The organism is Pseudomonas sp. W2Oct36, from assembly GCF_041060465.1.
Taxonomy (GTDB): Bacteria; Pseudomonadota; Gammaproteobacteria; order Pseudomonadales; family Pseudomonadaceae; genus Aquipseudomonas; species Aquipseudomonas graminis_B.
In genome coordinates this window covers 39,019-49,297 of sequence record NZ_JAUERW010000027.1, presented here as the reverse complement: position 1 = coordinate 49,297, position 10,279 = coordinate 39,019, and the positions used below count along the sequence as shown (strand labels likewise).

Sequence of the window (10,279 nt, the reverse complement as noted above, 5' to 3'; positions counted from 1 at the left end):
AAAAAAAAAAAAAAAATTTAAAAAAAAAAAAAAAATTTTTTTATCTAAGAAAAAACCATAAACCCAAAAAAATGGGCTAAAAATTTGGCCCCCCGCGGCGAAATTTTTGGCGCACTCGCCTACAGACCACAAACGACGGGGCCTGCAGAGCATTAACCCCCCAATTTTCAACAAACGAGTGCGCAACTTCTTGCGCGGTTGTTTCGCTGAGGCCTTTTCCGAAGCCATGAAAGGAGCGCAAACAAAAAAGGCGTTGCCCGCGAGGGCAACGCCTTTTCTTTTGATCAAAAATCGATCAGGGCTGAGCGGGCTTCAACACGATCTTCGCAGGTTCGGTCCGCTCGATTTCACGCTGCATCTGCAACTCGAAATCCGGGTTGATCTTCGTCACTCGCTTGGTCAGCAGCGTTGCCAGCCAAGGGTAGTCGTCTGTGCGCGGCACCTGCACCGTGACGTCGCAGTTGAAGGCAGTGACGTCTTCAGCGATGTCACTCAACTGACGGCGCAGCTGTTTCATGTCACTGAGCTTCAACTCGATGGTCGTGCTCTCGGCGCTCGGGTCAATCACTTTCGCCTTGCGCCTGGCTTCCGCAGCCCGCAGATCAGCCTCGGCCTTTTCCAGCTCGGCCTTACGCGCGTGGGCGATAGCGCCGTTGACGCCACTGGTCAGCGCCGGAGCCTTTGGCATCAGGGCACGAGCACGACTGAGCGCGGTCGCGGCGGCATTCATGTCGCCTTTTTGCAGCACGATCTGACTGCGGCTCAAATAGGCCTCAGCCAATTGACGCTGGTACTGCTCGAGTCGGGGATCGTCCGGAGATTTGCTTTGCAGCGCCGCCAATTGATCTTCGGCGGTTGCCAACTCGCTGCTGGCGATGTTCTGTTCCAGCTGCTGATAGGCATCGGGCGCAGCCACAGATGCGGGCTGCTCGACGGGCTTGCTCTGGCAAGCACCCAACAGGATGGAAAATGCAGCAAGCAGCAGATAACGGGATGCGAACGGCTTCATTCCTGCGATTCTCTATTTGCGCAAAAAACGAGCAAGTCTACACACAACTGACTTGCACCGAAAATAACTGATCACTATCGGTGGCCGCGCAAGGAGTCGTTGCACATTGCCGCCATTGGATTATTGCGGAGTATGACTCTGCCTGCTACCCAAGGTTCTACCGCTTGGGCAAAAGGAAGCTGAGCAGAAACAGCGCCGCCGCCGAGACCACGATAGACGGGCCTGCCGGGGTGTCCTTGAACCAGGACAGCGCCAGACCCGCGCACACCGCAATCACGCCAATGATGCTCGCACCCACAGCCATTTGCTCCGGCGAACGGGCGTGACGTTGTGCCGCAGCGGCGGGGATGATCAGCAGTGAGGTAATCAGCAAAACGCCGACGATCTTCATGGCCACCGCAATGACCACGGCGATCAGCAGCATCAACGTCATGCGCAGGGCCGCCACCGGCAGCCCTTCGACCGTCGCCAGCTCTTCATGCACGGTGATGGCCAGAAGCGGCCGCCACAGCGCACAGATCAGCACCAGCACCAACGCACTGCCCGCGAGAATCCACGCCAGATCGTTCGGACTGATAGCCAGCAGGTCGCCGAACAGATAGCCCATCAGGTCGATACGCACGTCACGCATGAAGCTCAGCACCACCAGACCCAGCGACAAAGTGCTTGGTGCGAGAATCCCCAGCAGTGTGTCGGACGCCAGCGGTTGGCGCTGCTGCAGGGTCACCAGCAACACCGCCAGCAGCAGGCAGCCTACGGTCACGGCGATCGTCGGGCTGATGTCCAGCAGAAAGCCCAAGGCCACGCCGAGCAACGCGGCATGGGAGAGCGTGTCGCCAAAATAGGCCATGCGCCGCCAGACCACGAAAGACCCCAGAGGACCTGCCACTACCGCTAACGCGAGGCCTGCGAGCAAGGCGTAAAGAAGAAAATCAGCCATGCTTGCAGCTGTCCCCGTGGTCGTGATTGTGGGTGTGGACGTGAGCCGGCGCGGGTTGGCAGACTTCGCCATGCAGGTCGTGGGCGTGATCGTGGTGATGGTGATAGATCGCCAGATTCGGGGCGTTCAGGCCGAACAGCTCCACGAAGGCGGGATCATTACTCACCTGCTCGGGGTGACCGGAGCAGCACACGTGGCGATTGAGGCAGACCACCTGATCGGTGGTGCTCATGACCAGATGCAGGTCATGGGAAACCATCAGCACGCCGCATTGATGCCGATTGCGCAGCTGAGTGATCAGCGCGTACAGCTCGGCCTGCCCGGCGACATCAACGCCTTGCACCGGCTCGTCGAGCACCAGCAGCTCCGGCTTGCGCAGCAGCGCTCGCGCCAGCAACACGCGCTGCATCTCGCCGCCGGAAATCCCTTGCAGCGGGCTGTCGATGACCTTCTCTGCGCCGACCTCGATCAGCGCTGACCGCGCGGTGTCCCGATCAACGCCGGGGACCAGACGCAGGAAACGCAGGACCGACAGCGGCAGCGTGGCGTCTATGTGCAGCTTCTGCGGCATGTAACCGACGCGCAGTTTCGGTTTGCGCCAAATTTCGCCCGAGTCTGCCTTGAGCAGCCCCAGAACGGCGCGCACCAGAGTGGTCTTGCCCGCGCCGTTGGGGCCGATCAGGGTGACGATTTCGCCTGAGCTGACGCTCAGCTGGATATGTTCCAGCACGCTCTGGCCGGCGCGCGTCACGCTGACGTCCTTCAGGCGGATCAGTGCATCGCTCATCAGGCGGCCTTGCACCCGGCACAGACGCCGACCACTTCAACGGTCTGGGCTTCGACGTCAAAGCCGACCTCATTGGCAGCGTCGACGATGGCCGAGCTGATGCTGCCGTGCTGCAGCTCAATGGCGGCGTGGCACTCGCGGCAGATCAGAAATTGGCCCTGATGCGCGTGGGTCGGGTGGTTACAGCCGGCGAAGGCGTTCAGCGACGCAATGCGGTGAACCAGGCCGTTTTCCAACAGGAAGTCCAACGCGCGGTACACCGTAGGTGGTGCGGCGCGGCGGCCATCTTCTTCGCTGAGAACGGCGAGGATGTCGTAGGCGCCCAGCGGCTTGTGGCTCTGCCAGACCAGTTCCAGCACGCGACGACGCAGGGCCGTCAGCCGCAGGCCTTTGCCCGCGCACAGCGTGTCGGCTTCAGTGAGCGCACTGTGCACGCAGTGAGAGTGATCGTGGGGGCGACTGGCCAGGGGTGTTTTAGACATGAGCGGCGACGGCCTTTGAGAGAGACGTTATTATGTTACCCGTTCCTGCCCCCATGAGTGGTTATCGTGTCCCGACTTTTTTTACTTTTTGTCGTATTTATTACCGGTTTTTCAACCGTCACTGCCGCCGAAGCCAGCGTCCGCGTACTGACCAGCATAAAGCCGCTGCAGTTGATCGCTGCTGCCGTACAGGACGGGATTGCTGTGCCGGAAGTCCTGCTTCCGCCGGGCGCCTCACCGCATAACTATGCGCTGCGCCCGTCCGACGTACGGCGCGTGCAGGAAGCCGATCTGCTCTACTGGATCGGCCCTGATATGGAGACATTCCTGCCTCGCGTGCTGTCCGGGCGCAGCAAAGCATCGGTCCCGGTCGAGTCGTTGCCCGGTATGCACCTGCGCCATTTCACCGCCAGCGCCGAGCACCACGATGATGACGAAGACGAGCATGACCACGATCACCGCCCGGGCAGCGTCGATGCACATTTGTGGTTGTCTTCGGTCAACGCGCGGGTGATTGCGGCAAAGATGGCCGCTGACTTGAGTCAGGCAGATCCCGCCAATGCGGCACGTTATGAGAGCAACGCGAAGGCCTTCGACGCACGCCTTGACGCTTTGGACGCCAAGATCAAACAGCGTGTCGCCGGCATTTCAGGCAAGCAGTATTTCGTCTTCCACGAGGCGTTTGATTATTTCGAAGAAGCCTACGGGCTCAAGCATGCGGGCGTATTTGCCGTCAGCAGCGAGGTTCAGCCGGGTGCCCAGCACGTCGCCGCCATGCGCGCGCGGCTGACCGAATTCGGCAAGACCTGCGTGTTCAGCGAACCGCCCCTTCGCCCGCGTCTGGCCGACACGTTGAGTGCGGGCTTGCCGGTCAAACTGGCTGAACTGGACGGATTGGGCGGCTACACACCCGCCACTGCCGAGGGTTACGAGCAATTGATGAGCAAGCTGGCGGATGACCTGGCGGGGTGTCTGGAGAGTCTTTAACTCCTGTGCCAACGCCTTCGCGAGCAAGCTCACTCCTACAGTTGAACCACGGTCCCTGTGGGAGTGAGCTTGCTCACGAAGCGTTTATGATGTCTACAACGCAAACGGCAACGGAATGTGGGTTTCCTGCCGCTGTTCCAGGCGTTTGCGGAATTCGTCCGGATCATGGATCAGCACGTCCTGACCGGCGAAGGTTTCGGCGGCGATCAGGCGTGACAGCCAGAAGCGCACGCAACCCACACGCAGCATCGTCGACCACAGCTCGGCTTCGGCGGCCGTGAATGGCCTCAGCGCAGCGTAAGCACCCAGAAACGCCCGGGCGCGCGGCGCATCGATGGTGCCGTTCTCAAACGAGCACCAGTCATTCACGGCAATCGCCACGTCGTACAGCATCGGTCCGGAACAAGCATTGTAGAAATCGATCACGCCCGTCAGGTGGGTGCCTTCGAACAGCGTGTTGTCGCGGAACAGGTCGGCGTGCAGATTGGCCCGCGGCAGCGCCATGATTGCCGCCTTGCGACGCTGAATTTCCTCGACGGCTTTGGTCAGCAATGCGCCCTGGGCCGGGTCCAGGTGGGAAATGAAATTACCGCCCTCCTCCAGCATCCAGTCCAGACCACGATCTGTTTTGCGCTCGATAGTCTCGCTGCGCGTCGCCATGTGCATGTGCGCCATGAATTCGCCGATCTGCACGCAGTGCTGGGTGTTGGGCTGGGCCGGGTGCTTGCCGGACAGACGCGGTTGCAGCAGCGCCGGTTTGCCTTTCAGCTCGCGCAGGGCCTGCCCGTCGGTGGTGCGCAGCGCGTAGGGTACGGGCAAGTTGGCGTCGTGGAGAACGTCCAGCAGTTCGATGAAGAACGGCATCTCCTGAACCGGACCGCGCTCGACCAGGGTCAGCACGAATTCGCCCTGCTCGAGGCTGATGAAGAAATTGGTGTTTTCACTTCCAGCGGCAATGCCCTGAAAATCACGCAGGGCGCCAAGCCCGTACGGGGCGAGAAAAGCTTCCAGCTCAGGCCGAGCCAGGGGAGTAAAAACGGACATAGAAGACTGCCAGCAAGAGAGTGAATGTAGGGCGTTACCAGCTGAATAGTACCCATTGGGGTATCAGCATGTCCGGTTGATCCGAACGGATGAATTGACCACTTGTGCCATCGGCGCGCACCAGATAATACGGCTTGCCGTGTTTGGGCGTGATCTTCACGGCGTACACGAATCCGTTCGCACGATACTCCTTGATGAAGCCATCGCTGTCCTGACGAATCGTCACATCAGGCTCTGCCGACGGCGCTTCATCGTCCGCCGCGACCGCCAGCCACGGACAGGCGATCAACCCGCCGAGCAGTAACAGGCGATTCAGCGCGCGCATGATAACCTTGTGCCTTTGTCGTCAACGGTCCGCGCATTCTAGCGCCGACCCCGCCGAAAAGGTTGATCTTGCACATGAGTCTTGCGCCCCTCGTCCTGGTGGACGGTTCTTCTTATCTATACCGCGCGTTCCATGCGCTGCCGCCGCTCATGACCTCCAAAGGCCTGCCCACCGGTGCGGTCAAGGGCGTGCTGAACATGCTCAAAAGCCTGCGCAGGCAGTACCCCGAAAGCCCGTTTGCCGTGGTTTTCGATGCCAAGGGCGGAACGTTCCGCGACGCGCTGTACGGCGAATACAAAGCCAACCGCCCCAGCATGCCGGACGACATGCGCGTGCAGATCGACTTCCTGCACAACTGCGTGCGAGGCCTCGGCTATCCGCTGTTGTGCGTTGAAGGCGTGGAGGCCGATGACGTGATCGGCACCTTGGCGCGCAGCAGCGCGGCCGCCGACCGTCCGGTGGTCATCTCTACCGGTGACAAGGACATGGCGCAGCTGGTCGATGGCCACATCACGCTGGTCAACACCATGACCGGCAGTGTGCTGGACGTCGCCGGCGTGAAGGAGAAGTTCGGTGTTGGCCCGGAACACATCATCGATTACCTGGCGCTGATGGGCGACAAGGTCGACAACATCCCTGGCGTACCCGGTGTCGGTGAGAAAACCGCAGCGGGCCTGTTGGTGGGCATCAACGGTGGCCTGAAAGAGCTTTACGCGAACCTCGACAAAGTGGCAGCGCTGCCGCTTCGGGGCGCTAAATCCCTGCCGGCCAAGCTCGAAGAACACAAGGAAATGGCCTTCCTGTCCTACGAGCTGGCGACCATCAAGATCGACGTGCCGCTAGACATAGAGCTCGACGCCCTGCACTGCGGCGAGCCTGACCGTGAGGCGCTGATGGCGCTCTACACCGAGCTGGAATTCAAGAGCTGGATCACTGATCTGCAGCGTGACGCTCGCCAGGAAGGCGCGGAAGTCGTCCCTGCTGCCGAGCCAGCGCCTGTCATCGAGGCCAACTACGAACTCATTCTCGAGCAAACCCAATTCGACGACTGGCTGAAGAAGTTGAAAGCCGCTCAGTTGTTCGCTTTTGTGGTGCAGAGCAACGGCACCGATGCCCAACGCGCGCAAATCGTCGGCCTGTCGTTTGCGATCAAGACCCACGAAGCCTGTTACATCCCGCTCACCCATTCCTATATGGGCGTGCAGCAGCAACTGGATCGCGACGCGGTACTGAAAGCGGTCAAGCCCATGCTGGAGGACGCGAGCAAAATCAAGGTCGGCCAGCATGCCAAGTTTGCGATCAACCTGCTGGCCAACTGCGCCATCGATGGTGACCAGAGCCAGGGCATCAACGTGCAGGGCGTCAAGTTCGACACGATGCTTGAATCCTACGTGCTCGACTCCACTGCGACGCGTCACGACCGTGACAGCCTGGTCGCCAAGTACCTGGATCACACACCGGTCAATTTTCAGGACATCGCGGGCAAGGGCGCAAAACAGCTGACTTTCGACCAGATCGCGCTGGAGCAGGCGGGTACGTATGCGGCTGAAGAGGCTGACCTGACGCTGCGCCTGCACGAGGTGCTGCAGGACAGATTGGCCAAGACCCCGAGCCTGGCGCCAGTGCTGAACGACATCGAGATGCCACTTATGCCTGTGCTGGCGCGTATCGAGCGTCAAGGTGCACTGGTCGATGCCAATCTGCTGGGCAATCAGAGTGTCGAGCTGGGCAACAAAATGACCGAGCTTGAGCGCGAAGCGTTCGCCATCGCCGGTGAAGAATTCAATCTCGGCTCGCCCAAGCAGCTCGGTGTGATTCTCTACGAAAAGCTTGGCATGCCGATCATCAGCAAGACCGCCACCGGCCAGCCGTCCACGGCTGAAGCGGTGCTCGCGGAACTGGCCGAGCAGGAATATCCGCTGCCGAAAGTGCTGATGCAGTACCGCTCGATGAGCAAGCTGAAGAGCACGTACACCGACCGCCTGCCGGAGCAGATCAACCCGCGCACCGGGCGAATTCACACCTCCTACCATCAGGCGGTGGCGGTGACCGGGCGTCTGTCCTCCAGCGACCCGAACCTGCAGAACATCCCGATCCGGACCGCCGAGGGTCGTCGCATTCGTCAGGCGTTTGTCGCGCCCCAAGGCTACAAGCTGCTGGCGGCGGACTACTCGCAGATCGAACTGCGGATCATGGCGCATCTGGCCAAGGACGAAGGCTTGCTGCACGCCTTCCGCAACGACCTGGACGTCCACCGTGCAACGGCGGGCGAGGTGTTTGGTGTCGAACTGCCGGACGTGACCAACGACATGCGCCGTAGCGCCAAGGCGATCAACTTCGGTCTGATCTACGGCATGAGCGCATTCGGGCTGGCCAAGCAGATCGGTGTCGATCGCAAGCAATCCCAGGCGTACGTGGATCGCTATTTCGCGCGCTATCCGGGCGTGCTGGATTACATGGAGCGCACCCGTGCTCAGGCGGCGGAACAAGGGTACGTGGAGACCATCTTCGGTCGTCGCCTTTACCTGCCGGACATCAACGCGAAGAACCAGGCGCTGCGCAAAGGTGCCGAACGCATGGCGATCAACGCGCCGATGCAAGGTACGGCGGCGGACATCATTAAGCGAGCGATGGTAGCGGTGAATGGCTGGCTGGAAGCGTCAGGGCTGGATGCTCGCGTCATCCTGCAGGTTCACGATGAACTGGTGCTGGAAGTGCGTGAAGATCTGGTCGAACAGATCAGCAAGGACATCCGCGTGCACATGAGCGGCGCAGCCGAGCTGGATGTTCCGCTGCTGGTCGAAGTGGGTGTGGGGAATAACTGGGACGAGGCGCATTAATACGGCCTTGTCATTCCGATTCTGTTCGGAATCGGAACTGCGGCATCCATAAAATTTCCGCCGCTTTTGAACTTCGGCGGACAAACTCCGGTCTGAGTTTGCGAATGGCTGACGTAGCCATTCATGCTCCTATGTTGTGTTAAGTGTTGGCAGATATCCGGATCCCTCCCGAGAGGTCTGGACTTGGACCCCGAACTTCCCCTCCCCACATGAAGTCCGGGGTTTTTTTTGCCTGCGATTCAGGCCACCGGTGCCTTGTCTTCCAGCTCCATCCAGTCGGCCAGCACGGTATAAGCCTCTTCCAGGCCCATGCGCTTGGGTGCCGAAAACAGCTGGATGGTAATGGCGTCACCCCAACCCCGATGGATTTCCGACTGGACCTTGAGCAGGGTGTTCTTCGCCGCGCCGAAGGTCAGCTTGTCGGCTTTGGTCAGCAAAATGTGCATCGGCATGCCGCTGGCGATGGCCCAATCCAGCATCAGCAGATCGAAGTCCGTCATCGGGTGGCGGATGTCCATCATCAGGATCAACCCCTTCAGACTTTCACGGCCGCCCAGATAGGCTTCCAGGTGGCGCTGCCAATGCAGCTTCAGCGGAATCGGCACCTTCGCGTAACCGTAGCCCGGCAAGTCGACCAGGCGGCGGTCGTCATCCAGGCTGAAGAAGTTCAGCAACTGGGTACGCCCCGGGGTTTTCGAGGTGCGCGCCAGACTTGCATGGGTCAGGGTGTTCAACGCGCTGGATTTGCCAGCGTTGGAGCGGCCGGCGAAGGCGACTTCAAAGCCTTCGTCATCCGGGCATTGGTCGACTTTGGCAGCGCTGAGCATGAACTTGGCTTGTTGGCACAGGCCGAGAATTGGGTTCTTGAGTTGCATGGGATATCCGGTGAGGGCGTTGCGGCGTGCGCGGCAACGGGGTGTCGTTTTCCGTTCAATGGGCGCGAGTATATAATGCCGCAGATTTCATGTGTGCCTTGTCCGACCCCGGCGAGGGCATTGCCGAAGCGAAACCCCCATGGCGCGTAACCTCAGACCCACAAATACAGGCCGCCCCCCCAAGACAGTTAGCCGTGAAGGCGACCCTCTCAGCCGCATCGGATCAACCCATGAACGCATTTCTCTCGAGTCTGCTGTTGACCCTGAGCCTGAATGGCTTGGCGCAGGCCGCTGACTCGCCAGTGGGCGACCCGGTCGCCGGGCAAGCAAAGACGGCTGTCTGCGGCGCTTGTCACGGACCCGATGGCAATAGCCTGGTGCCCATCTTCCCGAAGCTCGCCAGCCAGGGCGAGCGGTATCTGCTCAAGCAACTGCACGACATCAAGGACGGTAATCGGGTTGTGCTGGAAATGACCGGCCAGCTGAACCCGCTCACCGGTCAGGACCTGGCCGACATCGCCGCTTATTACGCCGGTCAGAAAGGCAGCGTCGGCACTGCCGATCCCGATCTCGTCGCGCCTGGTGAAGCGCTGTTTCGCGGCGGCAAGCTCGATCAGGGCATGCCGGCCTGCATCGGCTGCCATTCACCAAACGGCGCGGGCATTGCAACGGCAGGCTTTCCGCACCTGAGCGGGCAGCACGCCGAGTACATCAAGAAACAGCTCACAGCGTTCCGCAAAGGTGACCGCATCAATGACGGCGACACCCTTGTCATGCGCACCATCGCCGCAAAGCTGAACGATAAGGATATCGAGGCGCTGGCGGCGTACATTCAAGGGCTGCATTGAGCGTCAGGCGCGCGATCCTGACGGACACGGTTGGTAAAACAAATTGCCGGCAGACCTGCCCGGACGGGCCAAAAAGGGTAGCGAACGGCTGCCCTTTTTTGTGGCCGCAGGCGTTACACTTGCGAACTCATATCACCTCGGC

Annotated in this window: 11 protein-coding genes; 3 read left to right on the top strand and 8 right to left on the bottom strand. The window is 60.4% G+C overall.

Translation table 11 applies throughout. The features are described from left to right. From QWI18_RS23945 to QWI18_RS23925, 5 genes are all read right to left on the bottom strand, one after another. Nucleotides 1-288: hypothetical protein (locus QWI18_RS23945; RefSeq protein WP_369320029.1), on the bottom strand; the 288-nt coding region annotated here is incomplete at its 3' end. 7 nt (nt 289-295) lie between these two features. Continuing rightward, nucleotides 296-1,009, bottom strand: coding sequence for a PA5502 family lipoprotein (locus tag QWI18_RS23940; protein ID WP_296306809.1), 714 nt, complete (start codon nt 1,007-1,009; stop codon nt 296-298). A 157-nt stretch (nt 1,010-1,166) separates the two neighbouring features. Beyond that, the gene (gene znuB, locus QWI18_RS23935; protein ID WP_065987954.1) at nt 1,167-1,949 is read right to left on the bottom strand and encodes a zinc ABC transporter permease subunit ZnuB; all 783 of its coding nucleotides are present in this window, start codon (nt 1,947-1,949) and stop codon (nt 1,167-1,169) included. Beyond that, a complete protein-coding gene (gene znuC, locus QWI18_RS23930) occupies nt 1,942-2,736 on the bottom strand; it encodes a zinc ABC transporter ATP-binding protein ZnuC (protein ID WP_065987952.1) in 795 nt (264 codons plus the stop codon). Before znuC ends, znuB begins: the two co-directional genes overlap by 8 nt. Further along, entirely contained in the window at nt 2,736-3,218 is a 483-nt protein-coding gene (locus QWI18_RS23925) for a Fur family transcriptional regulator (protein WP_074892445.1), read from the bottom strand. The genes znuC and QWI18_RS23925 overlap by 1 nt, the downstream gene beginning before the upstream one ends. Nucleotides 3,219-3,275: 57 nt before the next feature. On the opposite strand from QWI18_RS23925, the gene QWI18_RS23920 reads away from it, so the two are divergent. Next, the gene (locus tag QWI18_RS23920; RefSeq protein WP_369320027.1) at nt 3,276-4,205 is read left to right on the top strand and encodes a zinc ABC transporter substrate-binding protein; all 930 of its coding nucleotides are present in this window, start codon (nt 3,276-3,278) and stop codon (nt 4,203-4,205) included. A gap of 93 nt (nt 4,206-4,298) precedes the next feature. On the opposite strand, the gene QWI18_RS23915 is transcribed toward QWI18_RS23920, so the two are convergent. Both QWI18_RS23915 and QWI18_RS23910 read right to left on the bottom strand, forming a co-directional pair. Continuing rightward, nucleotides 4,299-5,249 carry a homoserine kinase gene (locus QWI18_RS23915; RefSeq protein WP_369320026.1) on the bottom strand — a complete coding sequence of 317 codons (951 nt, stop codon included), beginning with the start codon at nt 5,247-5,249 and terminating at the stop codon, nt 4,299-4,301. 34 nt (nt 5,250-5,283) lie between these two features. Further along, nucleotides 5,284-5,574 carry a DUF2782 domain-containing protein gene (locus QWI18_RS23910; RefSeq protein WP_065987944.1) on the bottom strand — a complete coding sequence of 97 codons (291 nt, stop codon included), beginning with the start codon at nt 5,572-5,574 and terminating at the stop codon, nt 5,284-5,286. Between the two features lie 74 nt (nt 5,575-5,648). Here QWI18_RS23910 and polA point away from each other — a divergent pair, with 74 nt between their 5' ends. Beyond that, nucleotides 5,649-8,414: a DNA polymerase I gene (polA, locus tag QWI18_RS23905; protein ID WP_369320025.1), complete on the top strand. Its 2,766-nt coding sequence runs from the start codon at nt 5,649-5,651 to the stop codon at nt 8,412-8,414. 239 nt (nt 8,415-8,653) lie between these two features. Here the strand turns inward: polA and yihA are convergent, their stop codons facing one another. Then, nucleotides 8,654-9,289, bottom strand: coding sequence for a ribosome biogenesis GTP-binding protein YihA/YsxC (gene yihA / locus QWI18_RS23900; RefSeq protein WP_296306797.1), 636 nt, complete (start codon nt 9,287-9,289; stop codon nt 8,654-8,656). Nucleotides 9,290-9,519: 230 nt separating this feature from the next. Between yihA and QWI18_RS23895 the strand changes: the two genes are divergently transcribed. Next, complete coding sequence (locus QWI18_RS23895; protein ID WP_369320024.1) at nt 9,520-10,137, top strand: cytochrome c; 618 nt, start codon at nt 9,520-9,522, stop codon at nt 10,135-10,137. Nucleotides 10,138-10,279: the final 142 nt, after the last annotated feature.

Coding starts and splice junctions, on each gene's coding strand:
- QWI18_RS23925 (WP_074892445.1), bottom strand. CDS start 3,218: ATGTCTAAAACACCCCTGGCCAGTCGCCCCCACGATCACTCTCACTGC.
- znuB (WP_065987954.1), bottom strand. CDS start 1,949: ATGGCTGATTTTCTTCTTTACGCCTTGCTCGCAGGCCTCGCGTTAGCG.
- QWI18_RS23940 (WP_296306809.1), bottom strand. CDS start 1,009: ATGAAGCCGTTCGCATCCCGTTATCTGCTGCTTGCTGCATTTTCCATC.
- yihA (WP_296306797.1), bottom strand. CDS start 9,289: ATGCAACTCAAGAACCCAATTCTCGGCCTGTGCCAACAAGCCAAGTTC.
- znuC (WP_065987952.1), bottom strand. CDS start 2,736: ATGAGCGATGCACTGATCCGCCTGAAGGACGTCAGCGTGACGCGCGCC.
- QWI18_RS23915 (WP_369320026.1), bottom strand. CDS start 5,249: ATGTCCGTTTTTACTCCCCTGGCTCGGCCTGAGCTGGAAGCTTTTCTC.
- QWI18_RS23910 (WP_065987944.1), bottom strand. CDS start 5,574: ATGCGCGCGCTGAATCGCCTGTTACTGCTCGGCGGGTTGATCGCCTGT.
- polA (WP_369320025.1), top strand. CDS start 5,649: ATGAGTCTTGCGCCCCTCGTCCTGGTGGACGGTTCTTCTTATCTATAC.
- QWI18_RS23895 (WP_369320024.1), top strand. CDS start 9,520: ATGAACGCATTTCTCTCGAGTCTGCTGTTGACCCTGAGCCTGAATGGC.